Source organism: Mesorhizobium sp. 1B3, from assembly GCF_050958605.1.
In the GTDB taxonomy this organism is placed as follows: domain Bacteria; phylum Pseudomonadota; class Alphaproteobacteria; order Rhizobiales; family Rhizobiaceae.
On record NZ_JBJHDO010000020.1, the window covers coordinates 33053 to 49310 of the forward strand.

Here is a 16258-nt window from a genome sequence, read left to right on the forward strand (position 1 = left end):
GCGCTAATCTGCAGGAAGTTGATCACCGCCCCTTGAACACTGGTTTTCGCTTTTCCCGGAATGCGAGCGTACCCTCCTTGAAGTCGTCCGTGCCGAACACGACCGCTTGCGCCATTTCCTCACGAAGCAGATAGGCGTCAAGAGTGTCGGACAGGCCGAGATCCATGAGCGTCTTGGACATGCCGAGTGATACAGCCGGTCCCCGCGCTATGGAAGCGGCAAGCTCCATGACCTGGTCGAGAAAGCCTTCATCCGGCAACAGCCGGCTGACCATGCCGATCTCGAGCGCCTCACGCGCCGTATAGCTGCGGTTGCTCAGCACGAAGTCCTTGGCGCGGCCAAGCCCGATGACACGTGGCAGCGTCCAGAGCAGGCCGAGATCGGGCAGCACGCCCACGCGCGGGAAGCCGGCGGCGAAATAGGCCTTCTCCGAGGCGACGATGATGTCGCCCAGCATGGCGAGCGAAGCCCCGGCACCGACCGCCGTGCCGTTGACGGCCATGATGATCGGCTTCTCGACCCGTGCGAAGCCGCGGACGAAGCCATGGGAGAGCTGCATGCGCTCGCGTGTGGCCACCGTTCCCGGCGTGCTGTCCATGGTGCGCAGGTCCCCGCCGGCACAGAATGCGCCTTCCCGGCCGGTGACGACCAGGACCCGCTGCCCGGGATCCCGAGCGAATTCGGCGATGCCCTCGGCGAATGCGGTCTTGAGTTCTGTCGACAGCGGGTTGCGCAAATGCGGCAGGTTCATCTGCCAGATCATGACCCCGTCTCGCAGCTCGCGGGTGATAGCCTGTTCGGTCATTGCTCGTTCCTTCTACGTCTCTTGGTTTGCCGTGAATTGGTCAGGCGCGGGGCGTCGGCTGGGGCGTGCCGGCGTAGTTGCGGCCGCCGAGAAGCGACACGCCGCCATCCACGGGAATGAGCGCGCCGGTGATGTAGCTGGCCAGCGGCGAGCCGAGAAACAGAGCCATGTTCGCCACGTCGTCCTTCTGCCCGACGCGGCGGAGCGGAACCCGGCTTTCGAATTGCGGCCGCTCGGTCTCGGTCAGCAGGCGACTCAATCCGCCCGTTCCTTCGATCGGCCCCGGCATGATCGAATTCACGCGGACGCCATGCTCGCCCCATTCGAGCGCCAGGACGCGCATTACCTGGTCGAGCCCGGCCTTGGCTGCGCAGACATGCACCTGCATGGGAGCGGGCGAGATCGACTGCGGGGCCGAGATGTTGATGAACGACGCGCCCGGGCGGCGCGCAAAGTCGAAGCCGGCCCGCATGACATGGAATGTGCCCAGGAGATCGATGTCGACCACGGCCTTGAACCCGTTCGGCGACAGGTCGAGCGCTGGGCAGAGGAAATTGCCGGCGGCGCCGGAGACGAGAACACCGAAGGCCCCATGCGCTTCCTTGGCGGCTTCCATGGCCGTGCGCACCTGGGTGAAATCTCGGACATCGCCCTGCAGACCCAGGACCTTGCCGCCGTGCTTGGAAAGCTCCTGGACGGCGCCATTCACCCTCTCGGCATTGCGGCTCATCACGGCGACCTTCGCGCCCGCTTCGGCGAACGCGTCCGCAATGCCGAGATTTATGCCGCTCGTACCGCCGGCGACGAATACCGATGTACCGGCATAATCGAAACGCATCACAGCCTCTCCCTTTTGTATTCATATATTAAAACACTATTCGTATTCTTGACCATATGAAGTGCGCGTGCAATAGGGTTTGCAATTTGCAGAAGGGAGATGCGCATGTTCGCCAAGGCAATCACGACCCATGAGCCCGAGCACCGACGCATCCTGCGCGCCAACGCATCGGAATTTCTGGCCGCCCGGCCGCTCGCCGAGATTCGTGCCCTGGCGGAGGAGCGGGCGTTCGATCGAGGCTTCTTCCGGCAGATGGCCGAGCTCGGCTGGATCGGCATGGTGTTCTCCGGGGAAGGCGAGCTCGACGCGAGCGACCTCGCCGCGCTCCACCGGGAACTGGGGCGGAAGGTGCTTCCGGAGCCGGTGCTGGCGAGCGGAGTCCTCGCCGCGGGCATTCTTGCGCGGTCGGGCAACCCGGCCTTCGCCGAGCGGCTGGACCAGCTCTGTGCGGGTGAAGTGTTCGCGACGCTGGCCTGGCAGGGAGCGGCCGGAGCAATCGATTCGGCAGGCTGCGGAGCGCATGCGCGACGGGTGTCCGGCGGATGGAAAGTCGATGGGACTTTCCGCTTCGTCCCCTGGGCGAGCCAAGCCGACGCGATCGTGATTGCCGCGGCCGCGCCGGAGGGCCTGCTGCTCGGCTGGATGCCCGTGGCAGGCACGTCCGCGACCATCTCTTCGGGAACAGGCGTCGACAAGTCGGAGATCGCGAGCGTGGCTCTGCAGGACGCCTTTCTGGCTGACGAAGCCGTGATCTGCGCGCCGGACTGCGGCGCCGCTTGCCTTGACGAGATCCTCGATCTGGGGCGCCTGGCGGCGTCGGCCGAGCTGGTTGGGGCGGCCGAGGCGGTCTTCGCCATGACCCTCGACTATCTGCGCCAGCGCAAGCAGTTCGGGCGACCGATCGGGGCGAACCAAGCACTCCAGTTCATCGCCACCGACCTCTTCGTCCAGATCGAACTGGCCAATTCGGTGCTCGCCAACACTGCGCGGCTGCTGGCTGAAAATGCAGATGACAGAGCCATGCGCATCGCCGGGTGCAAGAGCCGGTGCGGAGACGCGGCCTTTCTGGCGGCGCGCCAGGCGATCCAGCTCCACGGCGCCATCGGCTACACGCACGAATGCGACGTGAGCCTCTACGTGAAGCGCATCATGCAGCTCAATGCCTGGCTCGGCAATCCAGTCCTTCATCGCCAGCGCATCCAGCATTCTCTGCCGGCACTGCAGCGCGTGGCGGCTTGAAACGGACTTAGCAGGGAGGAGCGCCATGCCGGAGGGTGTAAACTACGAGACGATCGGAGGGATCGCCGTGCTGCGGGTGGACAACCCACCCGTCAATGCGCTGTCACCGCATGTGCGTCTCGCCTTGAACGAACTGATCCGCAAGGCCGACGCGGATCCGTCGGTTCGCGGCGTGGTTCTTACGGGAACCGGCAAGGTCTTCATCGCGGGAGCCGACCTCAAGCTCATAAACATGCCGCGCACCGGACCGACGATCGGCGATCTGCTCGCCTATGTCGAAGCCATGCGCAAGCCCGTCGTCGCTGCCATGCAGGGTTCGGCCCTGGGCGGCGGCTTCGAGATCGCCTTGGGGTGCCACGCCCGCGTGGCGCTCTCCGGAATCCGCGTCGGCCTGCCCGAAACGACGCTGGGGCTGATCCCTGGAGCAGGCGGCACGCAGCGACTGCCGCGACTTGTCGGGGCGGCCACTGCGCTCGATATGATCGTTTCGGGGCGGCACCTGCCTGCCGAGGAGGCGCTGCGGCTCGGTGCCGTCGACGCGGTGGTGGAGAACGGCCTGATGGAAACGGCCTGTGCCTGGGTCGACAGGCTGCTTGCCGGGGAAGCTTTGCCTCGAGCACGTGATCGCCACCCGCTCGGCGCGGCCGCGACGATCGAGGACGCACGTGCCGATGTCGATCGCAAGGCGGCCGAGCTTGCGAAGGATGGGGCCGTCTCGACCGCAGAGGCGATCGCCACCGTCGCCCACACGCTCGATCGCGATTTCGACGAGGCGCTTATTCACGAGGGCGAAGCATTCACACGCTTGCGCACGGGGCCGGTGGCGCAGGCGCGGATCCATGCATTCCTTGCCGAGCGCGCCGCGCGGCATGTCCGGGGCGTCGATCGCGATACGCCACGTCAGCCAGTTCGCACCATCGCGGTGATCGGCGCCGGCACCATGGGCGGAGGGATCGCCATTACCCTCGCCAGCGCCGGTTATTCAGTCTGCGTGGTGGATGCAAACCCGCAGACAATCGACGCCGCCAAGCAGCGCATCGGCCGCGCCTATGGCGACCTCGTCGCACGCGGACGGATGAGCACTGAAGCCGCCGAGACGGCCCTTTCCCGCTTGCGCTGGTTCAGCGGTCTGGCCGAAGGCGTTGCCGAAGCCGACCTCGTCATCGAGGCCGTCTACGAAGACATGGGGCTGAAGAAGCAGATCTTCGCCGACCTGTCGCGCCTGGCTCCCGAACACGCCATCCTGGCATCCAATACCTCCTACCAGGATATCGACGCGCTCGCCCGCGAGACGGCGCGGCCCGAGCGGGTCGTGGGAATGCACTATTTCAGCCCGGCCAACGTCATGAAGCTCCTCGAAGTGGTGCGCGGGGCGGCCACTTCCGCCGAGACGCTTGCGACCGTGCTCGACGTGGCCAGGAAAACGGGAAAGATCCCGGTGGTGGTCGGCGTCTGTTACGGCTTTGTCGGCAACCGGATGCTGTGGCAGCGCACTGTCCAGACGCAGAAACTGCTCCTCGAAGGATGTTCGCCGCGCGAGATCGATACCGTTCTCACGGATTTCGGCTTCAGGATGGGCCCCTGCCAGATGCAGGATCTGGCGGGCGTGGACGTGGCCTGGCGATTGCGCAAGGCGCGCGGCGAGCGGATGGAGCCGGTCGACACGATCGCGGACGCCGGCCGCTGGGGCCAGAAGACGGGCAAGGGTTATTACCTCTATCCCGAGGGGACTCGATCCCCGGTGGACGATCCGGAACTGACGGCGATCGTCACGGGTGTCGCGGAGCGGTTGGGAGTCCGCAGGCGGCATGTCGACCGCGAGGAGATCCAGCGACGCCTGCTCTTTCCCTTGATCAACGAAGGATTCCGGGTCGTCGAGGAAGGGATAGTCGAGCGCCCGGGCGATATCGATGTCGTTTATCTCTATGGTTATGGCTGGCCGCGCGACAAAGGCGGGCCGATGCACCACGCCGAAGCCTGCGGGCTGAAGGCGGTGGCCGACGATCTCGACCGCATGGCGGACATGCTCGGCGACGAGGAGCTGCGGCCGGCGCGGCTGCTGCGCGAACTTGCCGAGGCGGGCGGCTCGTTGGCCGAGGCCGGCGCTCGGGCAGACTAGCGAAAGGAACATTCGGCGAATGACTGCACGCAAAAGCCGCGCCTATATCATGGGCGCGTATGAACATCCTACGCGGCTGGCGACAGACAAGACTGTAGCTCAGCTTCATGCCGAGGCGGCATTCGGGGCTCTGGCCGATGCCGGCCTCGGTTTGAACGACGTCGATGGCTTCTTCTGCGGCAACGATATGCCGGGACTCGGCGCCTTCGCCATCGTCGATTATCTCAATTTGAAGCTGCGCCATGTCGACACCACCGACACGGGCGGCTGCTCCTACATGATCCATGTCGCGCATGCGGTGGAGGCGATCGCGGCGGGAAAATGCAGCGTCGCGCTCATCACGCTTGGCGGGCGGCCTCGAGCCGAAGGGGCTTCGACCGGTACTGCGCCCCGTCCGTATCACCACGCGCAGCCCGATATTCCCTTCGAGCTGTCCTTCGGCAATGTGATCGCGGGCTCCTACGCCATGTGCGCCAAGCGGCACATGTACGAGTTCGGCACGACGAGCGAGCAGCTCGCATGGGTAAAGGTGGCGGCATCGCATCACGCGCAGCACAACTCACGCGCCTTGCTGCGAGACGTCGTCACGGTCGAGGAGGTCGTGAATTCGCCATTGGTCGCCGACCCCTTGCATCGGCTGGATTGCTGCGTGATCACCGACGGCGGCGGTGCCCTTGTCGTCACAAGTCCCGAGGTCGCGCGACAGCTTGGCCGGCCGCGCGTCGGCGTGATCGGCATGGGAGAGGCCATGAAGGGGCAGAGTGGCGGCCGCGTCGACCTGACCTATTCGGCCATTGCGGCGGCGGCCCCGCGTGCATTCTCCGAAGCCGGCGTCAAGCCGGCCGACATCAAATACGCCTCGATATACGACTCCTTCACCATCACCGTGCTGATGCAGATCGAGGATCTCGGCTTCTGCTCGAAAGGAGAGGGGGGACGTTTCGTGGCGGACGGCAATCTCATATCCGGCGTGGGTCGCCTGCCCTTCAACACCGACGGCGGCGGGCTGTGCAACAACCACCCCAACAATCGCGGCGGGATGACCAAGATCATCGAAGCGGTCCGACAGCTGCGAGGGGAGGCGCACCCCGCCGTGCAGGTGCCCGGTTGCGATCTTGCACTGGCGAGCGGTATCGGCGGCTCGCTCGGCATGCGTCACGGCGGCAGCGTAATCATCCTGGAAAGGGAGCAATGATGGCTGAACGGACCACAGGATCGACGTTGGACCCCCAGACCTTCGGCAATCCGGAGACCGGCTATTTCTGGCGAGAAGCGGCCGAAGGCCGGCTCGTCGTCAAGCGCTGCGGGGCCTGCCGCGAGCACCACTGGTATCCGCGCAGCCATTGCCCGCATTGCGGAGCCTCCGAGACGGAATGGGTCGAAGCCTCAGGTGGCGGAACGATCTACAGCTTTACCGTGCTGCGCCGAGGCGGAGGCCAAGTGCCAGCCTATGTGACCCTCGACGAAGGCATTTCGTTGTTCACGAACATCGTCGATTGTGATCCGGACGGGCTTTCGATCGGCCAGAGGGTCTCGGTCCGGTTCCGGCCGGACGAAAATGGCGTCGCGGTGCCCGTCTTCCGACCGGCAGGGTGAGCTCAACGGCTGGCCGAAGGTCGAGACGCACTTCCAGCCGTCGCTACCGCCCCTCATTCAGAACAGGCAGTCAGCCAATTCGACCGTGTCTTGCGCAGAGGACGTCGCGACTGAGATGCTGCCGGCCGGAAGGAAGCGACGGTGGATATCACGCTCGCGCGCCATGGTGTAGGTGGCAAAGATCTCGTCCGCCATCGCCACCGTGGGGTTACCTGGGTCGTTCGGCATCTCCGACAAGGGGGCGTCTTCCACCTGTCGGATCATGGACAGGGTACAGGCCTCCAGAACGTCGCCCAGCTCGCTCGTGAAATCGAGACGCGAGACGCCGTGCATGATGTCGCGCGCGACTCGATCCCCCGACATGATGAGCCTGCCCAAGTCATCCTCCATACGTCCGCCTACTTCGCCGATGGTGGCAAGCGCGTTATCGAGCGCGCTGCCCACCGAACGGCTGAGGTCCGCCGAATCGCTCCCAAGGTCGGATGCGGCCTTGCTGAGGGCTTCGAGCCTTTCAAGCATGGATTCGGAGACGGCTTCCATTTGTTCAGCGAAAACGCGCAGTTCGGTAGCGATGACGTTCATCGGCTTGCCGACATCTCCCATTCTGCTGCAGCGCAGGCTGGTGTTGATGGTCATGTACTGGATTTCGTTGCGGATTGCCCGGATATTGCCGACCGCGGCCGACAGTTCGCCGGCGACTGAGGCAACGTTGTCGCGCACCTCGTCCGCATTGCGGCCCGATGTTTCGATCTGCCCGACGAGTTGGCGCGCGGCCGTAAGACTTTGCTGCAGTGCCTTCATGAACATGCCACCGTCATGGTCGCCGCCTGCCTTTTTTCCCAGTGCGATCACCTGCTTGGAATCGCCGGCGAGGCCGGCGAGGCTGGAGGTGATCGTGCTGCATCCCTCGATGAATTCGTCGAGCAGGTCTTCCATCTGGGCCGACAGGAGCCGGATGATCACGGATCTGGCGACCGCGTCGTCCGACCGGTCCAACAGATTGAGTCCGGCCAAGACGTGCTCCACCCTTTGTCGTGTGACGTCGCCGATCTGCAACGCGGAGAGAACGCGCGCAACCTTCCCCTGCACTTGCCGCACGAGCCCGGCAAGCTGGGTCGCCACCAACATGACGTCGCCGTAATACGCGGTCATCCGCTGTGCGTCTGCCGTCAGATCGTTGGTCACCTTTGGGACGATGTTCTCGTACTGCCGTTGAAGTTCCTCGCCGGCGGAACCAGCCTGCCGGACTTGCCGGACAAGTCCTTCGAGACGATCGGAGAAATCGTCGACCTGAGAACGTCCGTACTGGATCTTCTCGACCATCTCGTCGGCGAAACTCGAAAAGGCCGTCGCGCCGGCGCCAGTGATTTTCATGGATACGGCAAGGGTGCACAGATAGCGAAGCGTCTCCAGCATGTTGTCGACAGGCTGTTGCAACGACATCACCAACTGGGCGAGGCCGCGCATGCTGGCTTGCCGCTCCGAGTGGCTCTGCGGCAACGAAGCCAGCTGTCTGTTCGTCGAGCCGATGTCGCTGATCGTGGCCTCGACGGCATCCTTGCCGAGAGCAGCCATCATCCGATCGAGCGTGTTTATCATTTCGCTGACCGAATCGAGCGCCCTCGCAAGAACGGCCCCTCCTTCGAGGAACCTGTCCTCGAGGCGACTTCTTGCCCGTTCCAGATTGTCGGAAAGATGGGCTCCCGGAAGCAGGCTCTCGGGAGCGGACTTAATGGCCAAGGAATGCACTGCCCCACCTGTTATCAATTCTGTTTTGTCTGGTTATGATGTCGAACTGCGAATGTCCGGTTAACTTGCCGCTTGACCGTCATCGGTCGGAGGGGCCGGCTGTTCAGCACAGCGGCGGTGTCGGGAAGGCGTGTTGGAACCCCGGCTGATGGGGCTCCGCGGATGCGCGACAAGTGGCCCTGCACAAAAATGAGTCCAAAGGGTAAACTTTTAACCGAGTCTTAAGTCGAAGCATGGCGTCTTCCGCCCGGGTTTCACGGCGGGCCGGTTGCGGGGGCATCATGGACGACAGAATTGGGACCGCAGGCGAATTGCGCCTCGCGGGTCCTTTCACGATTCGAAATGCAGCAAATCTCCATCAGAAGCTGCAGCTTGCCTTGGCCTCCGGCCAAGAGGTCACCATCGATCTTCCGGCTGACTCGGATTGCGACATCAGCTTCGTTCAACTGCTGATCTCGGCCCGGTGCAGCGCGCGAGCCGCCGGAAAGACTATCCGACTCAAGAATGCCGCTTCAGGGCCGCTGCTCGACGTGCTCGAGCGCGGTGGCTTCCTGGCGGCCGACGACTCAGGTTTCTGGAGCGAGGGAGCTCTGCTGCAATGACGGCAACGATTCTCACGGTTGACGATTCGGCAAGTATACGCGTCACCATCAAGATGGCTCTGACAGGGGCCGGTTATTCCGTCGACGAAGCGGAAAACGGCGCCGCCGGCATTGCCAAGGCAAACGCCGGCAATTTCGACCTCATCATCACCGATCTGAATATGCCGGTCATGGACGGGCTGACGATGATCGAGGAGCTGCGCAAGAACCCGGCGCATGCCGGTATTCCTATCATCTTCCTGACGACGGAATCCGACGAGGCGATGAAGCAGCGCGCGAAGGCAGCCGGCGCCACCGGCTGGCTGACCAAACCCTTCAACCCGGAACAACTGGTCAAGATCGCCAAGAAAGTGCTCGGCAGATGAGCATGGATCCGGTCGAAACATTCAGGATCGAGGCAGCCGAGCTGCTGGAGCAGGTGGAGCAGGGCCTTCTGGACCTGACGCACAGGCTGACGGACAAAGATCTCGTGGACGCGGTGTTCCGCGGCCTTCACACGCTGAAGGGCTCGGGCGCGATGTTCGGCTTCGACGATCTCGCCGCCTTCACCCATCACTGCGAAACCGCATTCGACCGCGTGCGCAAGGGAGAAGTCCCCGCCACGGTCGAACTCGTTTCGGCGGTGTTGTCGGCGCGCGACCATATGCGTTCCCTGGTGGAGGATGAGGTAACCCAGACCCATCGCGATGCGGGCGCGGGGCTTCTCGCCGATCTGCGCCGCGCGGTCGAAAGCGCGCAGGGAAAGTCGAGCGCGCCGGCTCCCGTGGATCCAGCCCCGGTTGCGGCGACGCAGGATGCGCCGGCGCCGGCCGCTCAAGCCGGATGGAAGCTGTGGTTCAGCTTGCCGGCCAACGCCATGACCAATGGCAGCAACCCGCTGGCGCTGCTGGCCGAGCTGGGCGAACTGGGCGAGATGCATGTCGAGGCGGATACGTCTTCGGTACCGCCGCTCGACGGGTTGAAACCGGCCGATCTCTACGTTGCTTGGACCGTGACCTTGCGCACCGACCAGCCTCGTTCCGCGATCGACGATGTCTTCATCTTCGTCATGGACGATATGCAGCTCCGGATCGAGTCGCTCTCCGCCGAAACGGAACCGCGAGCACCGGCCGAGGAGATCGTTGCGGAAGCGCCGTCGATCGCGGCATCTGCGGATGCGCCGGCCGCGCCGTCGAGCATCGCGCCGCGCGCCGCTGCGGAACCGGTGGCTGGGTCTGGAGACGCCAAGCACGGCAAATCGTCCGAAAGCGTGCGAGTCCCGGCTGAACGGCTCGACGAACTCATGGACCGCGTCGGCGAACTCGTCATTGCCCAGTCGCGGCTGAGCCAGCTTGCGTCGGCCAGCACGGATCTGCAGTTGCGTTCCGTATCGGAAGAGATCGAGCGTCTATCCGGCGAGTTGCGCGACACGATGATGGTGCTGCGCATGGTGCCGGTCGCGACCCTGTTCGGCCGCTTCCGCCGGCTGGTTCACGATCTTGCGCGTGAAACCGGCAAGGCGATCGAACTTGTCACGGAAGGCGAGAGCACCGAGGTCGACAAGACGGTGATCGAGCGTCTGGCGGACCCGCTGGTTCATCTCGTGAGAAACTCCATCGACCATGGGCTCGAGCTGCCGGCTGATCGCGAAGCGGCGGGCAAACCGCGGACCGGCCAGATCCGGCTTTCAGCCCGCCAGGCCGGCGGCGAGGTGATCATCAACATCACCGACGACGGACGCGGCATCGACCGCGAGCGGGTGCGGGCAAAGGCAGTGGCTTCCGGGCTGCTCGAAGCCGACCAGCAGGTCGGCGACCACGAGCTCCTGCAGTTCATCTTCCATCCGGGCTTCTCCACCGCGCAGAAGGTGACCAATCTTTCCGGTCGCGGCGTGGGCATGGACGTGGTCAAGCGTACGATCGAGTCCCTTCGGGGTACCATCGACCTGACGAGCACTCCGGGGAAAGGCTCGGAAATCTCGCTGCGCATCCCGCTGACCGTCGCCATCATCGACGGCCTGCTCGTACGCGTCGGCGACGGGCGCTACGTCATTCCGCTCGCGGCGGTAGAGGAATGCCTGGAGCTCTCGCTCGAAGACGACCTGCGCTCGCGTGGGCGCTCCTTCATCTCGCTGCGCGACAAGCTGGTGCCGTTCCTGCGACTGCGCGAGCTGTTCCGGACCGGCACGAAGCCCGATCCGCACCAGAAGATCGTCGTCATTTCCACCGGCTCCGAGCGTGTCGGCCTGGTGGTCGATCAGATCATCGGCGATCACCAGACGGTCATCAAGTCGATGTCCAAGCTGCATGCTGCGGTCAACACCTTCTCCGGCGCGACCATCCTCGGCGACGGCACGGTCGCGCTCATTCTCGACGTCGGCCATCTGGTCGCCGCGGGTCAGCAGCAGGAGGCGCAGCTTCGGGCTGCCGGATGAGCGCGATGGTCGAGCAGGACAAGAGCAAGAATCCTGGAGGAGAAGACGAGATGGAAGTGCTGACCTTCAATCTCCATGGCGAAGTCTTCGCCCTCGAGGCCACCAAGGTTCAGGAAATTCTGGACGTGCTCCCCGAAACGCGCGTTCCCGGTGCGAAGCGGTTCGTGGACAGCGTCATCAACTTTCGCGGACGTGTCATACCGCTGGCCGATCTGCGGCTGGCCTTCGGCATGGAGGCGACGGAGACGACGATCGACAGCCGCATCGTCGTCATCGAAATCGATCTCAGGGGAGAGACGACCCTGATCGGTCTGCGTACCGACAAAGTCAACGAGGTAACCACGCTGGCCATGACGGCCAGCGAGCCGCCGCCCAGCGTTGGCATGCGCTGGCGGCCAGACTTCATACAAGGTCTGTTCAAGCGGGGAGGCGAATTCATCATCCTCCCGAACCTCCAGGCCATTTTCGCGGAAAACGATGCGCCGGCAGCTGGTGCGTCGCGCTCGATAAACTGAGCGCTTCTTACAGGACCGAAGTACAAATGCGTTTCACCATTAAACTCAAACTGGCATTGGGATTCGGGCTGCTGATCCTGATGCTGTCGGTTACGGCAGGCTATGGCATCTACAGCCTGTCGAGCCTCAACCAGGCGATCACCGACATGGTCGCCGGTCCTGCCGAGCGCCTGGAGCGCGCGCAGAATCTGGCCAACTACCAGTTGCGGATCGCTCGTGCGCAGCTGAACCTGGCGGACGCCGACACTCCGGAAGAAATTCAGACTCATATCAACTCAAGCGACCGCAACCGGACGCTCTTCCTCGAAACCGTCCAGTGGCTGCAGGACAACGCCGCTTCAGAGGAAGACGCTCGCCAATGGGCTGACGTTCGCGCGCAGTTCGACCGGCTGGCGCAGATAGACGACAGAATCCGCATTGTCGTGCGCAGCGGCAACACCGCGGAGGCCGTTCGACTGACAAATCAGGAAGGCCGGGCCATCATGGATGGCATCGAAAACACGATCAACGCGCGCGTCGAAGCCAACAACCAGGCAATGGTCGCTGCGGATCAGGCCACCGACGCGCAGTATGCGAACACGCGCAATATCATCTTCGCCATCACCGGCATTGCGCTTGTCGCCGCCCTCGCCATTGCCCTTTGGATCGCGCTCGGCATCAGCCGTGGCCTCAACAAGGTCATCGATCTCGCCAAGGCCGTCGCTATCGGCGATCTCGGTCAGAAGGTCGAGGTCACGACCAATGACGAGATCAAGGATCTGATCGACAACGTCAATGTCATGACCGCCAACCTGCGCGAGACGGCCCGCATCGCGGAGCTGATCTCGGAAGGCGACCTGACGGTGCGCCCGACGCCGCTTTCGGACAAGGACACGCTGGGCCTGTCGCTGCAGAGCATGGTGGAGCGTCTGCGTTCGGTCGTGGCGGACGCCGCCGCGGCAGCCGAGAACGTCTCTTCCGGAAGCCAGGAACTGTCGTCCAGCTCCGAGCAGTTGTCGCAGGGCGCGACCGAGCAGGCCTCGGCAGCCGAGGAGGCTTCCTCGTCGATGGAGCAGATGGCCGCCAACATCAAGCAGAACGCCGACAACGCCGCCCAGACGGAGAAGATGGCCCGTCAGTCCTCGAGGGATGCCGAAGCCTCGGGCGAGGCCGTCTCGAAGGCGGTCCATGCCATGCGTACGATCGCCGAGAAGATCGGCATCGTGCAGGAGATTGCGCGCCAGACCGATCTGCTCGCCCTCAACGCGGCCGTGGAAGCTGCCCGCGCCGGCGAGCACGGCAAGGGCTTCGCGGTCGTGGCCTCGGAAGTGCGCAAGCTCGCCGAGCGCAGCCAGACGGCTGCCGCCGAGATCAGCTCCGTCTCCGACGAGACCGTGAAGGTCGCAGCCGAAGCCGGGGAGATGCTCACCCGCCTCGTTCCGGATATCCGCAAGACCGCCGAGCTTGTCGCCGAGATCAGCGCGGCCTGCCGCGAGCAGGATATCGGCGCCGCCCAGATCAACGAGGCGATCCAGCAGCTCGATCAGGTCACCCAGCAGAACGCCGGCGCATCGGAAGAAATGTCCGCGACGTCGGAGGAGCTGGCTGCCCAGGCGGAAGAGCTTCAGGCTTCGATCGCCTTCTTCCGGGTCGATGCCGCAGGTGCAAAGCGCGCGTCTGCTCCCGCCGCCGCGCCGAAGACGCAGGTAGCCCACATCGCGCCTTCGCCGAAGCCCGCTCTTCGGAAGCCCGCGACGCCGGCTAGCCGGTCGATCCATGCCCAGCAGGAACGCGCCAGGGGCTTCGCTCTCGACATGTCGATGGGCGGCCCTGACGAGCATGACGCCGATTTCCGGGAGTCTGCGTGATGAACGCATCCGCCGAAGCCCAATACGTCACCTTCAGCCTGGGTGAAGAGGTCTTCGCAGTGCCTGTCGAAGTGGTCCGGGAAATCCTCGACCACGAGGAGGCCTTTCGCATCCCCAATGGCCCGGATTACCTTCTGGGCCTGAGGGATGTGCGCGGGCAAGGGGTCCCGACGATCGATCTTCGCCTGAAGCTAGGGCTTTCGCGCACCGTACCCACCTCCCACACGCGGGTTCTGGTTATGGACATCCCGATGGCCGACCGGCTTCTGACGCTGGGCATGGTCGCGGACCGGGTGCATGAAGTCACTGCATTCCGGCATGACCATGTGGAGGCGGCACCCGATATCGGGAGCCGATGGCGTTCCGACTATATCGCCGGGGTGGTCCGTCGGGACCAGGGATTCGTCGTGATCATCGATCTGGCGAAACTGCTGTCACACCAGGACACCAACCTGCTCGCGGAAGCCCCGCGAGCAGCCTGATCCCACCTTTTTCGGGCGCAAGCAACATCATGGCATCGGGCGCTGCACTGCAAACTCAATCCCACCACGATCGCCTGAGCCAGCGGAATTTCGACCGGCTCTCGCGATTCATCTACCAATACAGCGGCATCAAGATGCCGGCGACGAAACTGACCATGCTGGAGGGGCGGTTGCGCCGTCGCCTGCGGGCGACGCGCATCATCACCTTCGACGGCTACTGCGACTACGTGTTCGACGATGGCGGGTTGGAAAGCGAGATGGTTCACCTCATCGACGCCGTCACCACCAACAAGACCGACTTCTTCCGCGAGCCCAAGCATTTCGAATACCTGCGCGAAAAGGCGCTACCTGACCTGGCACGGCGGGGGATCAGGCGGATAAGGGCGTGGAGCTCCGCCTGCTCGACAGGGGCGGAGCCCTACACAATGGCGATGGTGATGGAGGCCTTTCTCGACACGTCGGCCGACGCTACCTACTCCATCCTGGCAACCGATCTCAGCACCGACGTGCTCGAAAAGGCACGGCTTGGCATCTATCCGACCGAATTGGTCGAACCCGTTCCGGAAGACCTGCGCCGCCGCTTCGTTCTCAAGGCAGCGAATGCGGTGCGGCGGGAGGTGCGGATCACGCCCTACCTGCGGTCCAAGATCGGCTTCGCGCGCATGAATCTGATGGATCAGCGCTACAATGTCGGCGATCCCATGCACGTCATCTTCTGCCGCAACGTGCTGATCTATTTCGACAAGGAAACGCAGGGAAAGGTGTTGCACCGGCTCTGCGAATGCCTGGAGCCCGGCGGATATCTTTTCATAGGCCATTCCGAAACCATAGCCGGCCTGAACCTGCCGGTACGCACCGTGGCGAACACGGTTCTGCAGCGCGTTTGAGGGGCCATGCGCAACAAGGTCCGAGTCCTCGTCATCGACGACTCCGCAAGCGTTCGTCAGACTCTGGTCGCGGTTCTCGAGGCCGACCCCGCCATTGAGGTGATGGGGGTGGCTTCCGACCCGTTCGTGGCGGCGCGGCGCATTCAGGAGGAAATCCCCGACGTCATCACGCTCGACGTCGAGATGCCGCGCATGGATGGCATCACCTTTCTGCGTAAGCTGATGTCGCAGCGTCCCATCCCCGTGGTGATGTGTTCGTCGCTGACCGAAAACGGGTCGGAAACGCTGATGCAGGCCTTCGAAGCAGGGGCTGTCGACGTCATCCTGAAACCCAAGATCGCCGCCGCCGATCATCTGAGCGAGATCGGCGAGCGCATCCGCCAGGTCGTCAAGGGCGCCGCGCAGGCTCGTCTCGGCTCTGTCCGGCGCGGCTACAGCGCTTCCGCGGGCGGACCGGAAAAGAAGCTGACGGCGGATGCCGTGCTGCCGCCGCCCAGCGGCCGTGCCATGGCCAAGACCACGGAGAAGGTGGTTTGCATCGGCGCTTCCACCGGCGGAACCGAGTCGCTCCGCGAAGTGCTGGAAGCGCTGCCGGCCAATGCGCCGGGCATCGTCATCGTCCAGCACATGCCCGAAAGATTTACCGCCGCCTTTGCCCGCAGACTCGACGCGTTGTGCCAGGTGGAGGTGAAGGAAGCCGAGCACGGTGATCCCGTGCTGCGCGGCCATGTCCTGATTGCCCCCGGCGACCACCATCTGCTTCTGGAGCGGCAAGGGGCGCGCTACCACGTGTCGATCAGGCAGGGACCGCTCGTCTCCAGGCATCGCCCGTCCGTCGACGTCCTGTTCCGCTCGGCCGCGCGTTGTGCCGGGGCGAACGCCGTCGGCATCATCATGACGGGCATGGGCGACGACGGTGCACGCGGCCTGCTCGAAATGAAGGAAGCAGGCGCGCACACCGTCGCGCAGGACGAGGCGACATCGGTCGTTTTCGGCATGCCGAAAGAGGCGATCGCCAGAGACGCCGCGCTCAAGGTCCTGCCGATCGAGCGCCTGCCGGGCGAAATCATGCAGTCCACGCAAAGCTGGTAGCTCGGGCACGGATCGACATGGCAGCGCAAGATTCGACACACGATTTGGCTGCCGTATCGAAGCGGCAGACATCA

15 protein-coding genes are annotated in these 16258 nt (G+C 64.1%); 12 read left to right on the plus strand and 3 right to left on the minus strand.

Going from position 1 to position 16258, the window contains the following annotated elements; genetic code table 11:
* Positions 1-22 precede the first annotated feature (22 nt).
* Positions 23-805: an enoyl-CoA hydratase/isomerase family protein gene (locus ACCO56_RS31495; RefSeq protein WP_433644916.1), complete on the minus strand. Its 783-nt coding sequence runs from the start codon at positions 803-805 to the stop codon at positions 23-25.
* Between the two features lie 40 nt (positions 806-845).
* The gene (locus tag ACCO56_RS31500; RefSeq protein ID WP_433644917.1) at positions 846-1643 is read right to left on the minus strand and encodes an SDR family oxidoreductase; all 798 of its coding nucleotides are present in this window, start codon (positions 1641-1643) and stop codon (positions 846-848) included.
* 105 nt (positions 1644-1748) lie between these two features.
* Here ACCO56_RS31500 and ACCO56_RS31505 point away from each other — a divergent pair, with 105 nt between their 5' ends.
* From ACCO56_RS31505 to ACCO56_RS31520, 4 genes are read left to right on the plus strand one after another with little or no spacing between them, the layout of a single operon-like run.
* Complete coding sequence (locus tag ACCO56_RS31505; RefSeq protein WP_433644918.1) at positions 1749-2882, plus strand: acyl-CoA dehydrogenase family protein; 1134 nt, start codon at positions 1749-1751, stop codon at positions 2880-2882.
* 25 nt (positions 2883-2907) lie between these two features.
* Complete coding sequence (locus ACCO56_RS31510) at positions 2908-5001, plus strand: 3-hydroxyacyl-CoA dehydrogenase NAD-binding domain-containing protein (RefSeq protein WP_433644919.1); 2094 nt, start codon at positions 2908-2910, stop codon at positions 4999-5001.
* A gap of 19 nt (positions 5002-5020) precedes the next feature.
* On the plus strand, positions 5021-6196 hold the full coding sequence (locus ACCO56_RS31515; RefSeq protein ID WP_433644920.1) for a thiolase domain-containing protein: 1176 nt from the start codon (positions 5021-5023) through the stop codon (positions 6194-6196).
* The gene (locus ACCO56_RS31520; RefSeq protein ID WP_433644921.1) at positions 6193-6597 is read left to right on the plus strand and encodes a Zn-ribbon domain-containing OB-fold protein; all 405 of its coding nucleotides are present in this window, start codon (positions 6193-6195) and stop codon (positions 6595-6597) included. The genes ACCO56_RS31515 and ACCO56_RS31520 overlap by 4 nt, the downstream gene beginning before the upstream one ends.
* Before the next feature lie 57 nt (positions 6598-6654).
* Here the strand turns inward: ACCO56_RS31520 and ACCO56_RS31525 are convergent, their stop codons facing one another.
* A complete protein-coding gene (locus ACCO56_RS31525) occupies positions 6655-8337 on the minus strand; it encodes a hypothetical protein (protein WP_433644922.1) in 1683 nt (560 codons plus the stop codon).
* A gap of 290 nt (positions 8338-8627) precedes the next feature.
* On the opposite strand from ACCO56_RS31525, the gene ACCO56_RS31530 reads away from it, so the two are divergent.
* Genes ACCO56_RS31530 through ACCO56_RS31565 form a run of 8 tightly spaced genes read left to right on the plus strand, consistent with a single transcriptional unit; the run spans position 8628 to position 16184 of the window.
* Entirely contained in the window at positions 8628-8948 is a 321-nt protein-coding gene (locus tag ACCO56_RS31530; protein ID WP_433644923.1) for an STAS domain-containing protein, read from the plus strand.
* A complete protein-coding gene (locus ACCO56_RS31535; protein WP_433644924.1) occupies positions 8945-9313 on the plus strand; it encodes a response regulator in 369 nt (122 codons plus the stop codon). Before ACCO56_RS31530 ends, ACCO56_RS31535 begins: the two co-directional genes overlap by 4 nt.
* Positions 9310-11361: a chemotaxis protein CheA gene (locus ACCO56_RS31540; RefSeq protein WP_433644925.1), complete on the plus strand. Its 2052-nt coding sequence runs from the start codon at positions 9310-9312 to the stop codon at positions 11359-11361. The genes ACCO56_RS31535 and ACCO56_RS31540 overlap by 4 nt, the downstream gene beginning before the upstream one ends.
* The gene (locus tag ACCO56_RS31545) at positions 11358-11876 is read left to right on the plus strand and encodes a chemotaxis protein CheW (RefSeq protein WP_433644926.1); all 519 of its coding nucleotides are present in this window, start codon (positions 11358-11360) and stop codon (positions 11874-11876) included. Before ACCO56_RS31540 ends, ACCO56_RS31545 begins: the two co-directional genes overlap by 4 nt.
* 26 nt (positions 11877-11902) lie before the next feature.
* Positions 11903-13723: a methyl-accepting chemotaxis protein gene (locus tag ACCO56_RS31550; RefSeq protein ID WP_433644927.1), complete on the plus strand. Its 1821-nt coding sequence runs from the start codon at positions 11903-11905 to the stop codon at positions 13721-13723.
* Positions 13723-14205, plus strand: a complete 483-nt coding sequence (locus ACCO56_RS31555) for a chemotaxis protein CheW (RefSeq protein ID WP_433644928.1) — start codon at positions 13723-13725, stop codon at positions 14203-14205. Before ACCO56_RS31550 ends, ACCO56_RS31555 begins: the two co-directional genes overlap by 1 nt.
* Before the next feature lie 29 nt (positions 14206-14234).
* Positions 14235-15092, plus strand: coding sequence for a CheR family methyltransferase (locus ACCO56_RS31560; RefSeq protein WP_433644929.1), 858 nt, complete (start codon positions 14235-14237; stop codon positions 15090-15092).
* Positions 15093-15098: 6 nt separating this feature from the next.
* A complete protein-coding gene (locus ACCO56_RS31565; protein WP_433644930.1) occupies positions 15099-16184 on the plus strand; it encodes a protein-glutamate methylesterase/protein-glutamine glutaminase in 1086 nt (361 codons plus the stop codon).
* Positions 16185-16258: the final 74 nt, after the last annotated feature.

Excerpts from the sequence above, each read along its gene's own strand:
- ACCO56_RS31555 (WP_433644928.1), top strand. The coding sequence starts at position 13,723 with ATGAACGCATCCGCCGAAGCCCAATACGTCACCTTCAGCCTGGGTGAA.
- ACCO56_RS31565 (WP_433644930.1), top strand. The coding sequence starts at position 15,099 with ATGCGCAACAAGGTCCGAGTCCTCGTCATCGACGACTCCGCAAGCGTT.
- ACCO56_RS31530 (WP_433644923.1), top strand. The coding sequence starts at position 8,628 with ATGGACGACAGAATTGGGACCGCAGGCGAATTGCGCCTCGCGGGTCCT.
- ACCO56_RS31540 (WP_433644925.1), top strand. The coding sequence starts at position 9,310 with ATGAGCATGGATCCGGTCGAAACATTCAGGATCGAGGCAGCCGAGCTG.
- ACCO56_RS31545 (WP_433644926.1), top strand. The coding sequence starts at position 11,358 with ATGAGCGCGATGGTCGAGCAGGACAAGAGCAAGAATCCTGGAGGAGAA.
- ACCO56_RS31495 (WP_433644916.1), bottom strand. The coding sequence starts at position 805 with ATGACCGAACAGGCTATCACCCGCGAGCTGCGAGACGGGGTCATGATC.
- ACCO56_RS31550 (WP_433644927.1), top strand. The coding sequence starts at position 11,903 with ATGCGTTTCACCATTAAACTCAAACTGGCATTGGGATTCGGGCTGCTG.
- ACCO56_RS31535 (WP_433644924.1), top strand. The coding sequence starts at position 8,945 with ATGACGGCAACGATTCTCACGGTTGACGATTCGGCAAGTATACGCGTC.
- ACCO56_RS31500 (WP_433644917.1), bottom strand. The coding sequence starts at position 1,643 with ATGCGTTTCGATTATGCCGGTACATCGGTATTCGTCGCCGGCGGTACG.
- ACCO56_RS31505 (WP_433644918.1), top strand. The coding sequence starts at position 1,749 with ATGTTCGCCAAGGCAATCACGACCCATGAGCCCGAGCACCGACGCATC.
- ACCO56_RS31515 (WP_433644920.1), top strand. The coding sequence starts at position 5,021 with ATGACTGCACGCAAAAGCCGCGCCTATATCATGGGCGCGTATGAACAT.
- ACCO56_RS31510 (WP_433644919.1), top strand. The coding sequence starts at position 2,908 with ATGCCGGAGGGTGTAAACTACGAGACGATCGGAGGGATCGCCGTGCTG.
- ACCO56_RS31520 (WP_433644921.1), top strand. The coding sequence starts at position 6,193 with ATGATGGCTGAACGGACCACAGGATCGACGTTGGACCCCCAGACCTTC.
- ACCO56_RS31560 (WP_433644929.1), top strand. The coding sequence starts at position 14,235 with ATGGCATCGGGCGCTGCACTGCAAACTCAATCCCACCACGATCGCCTG.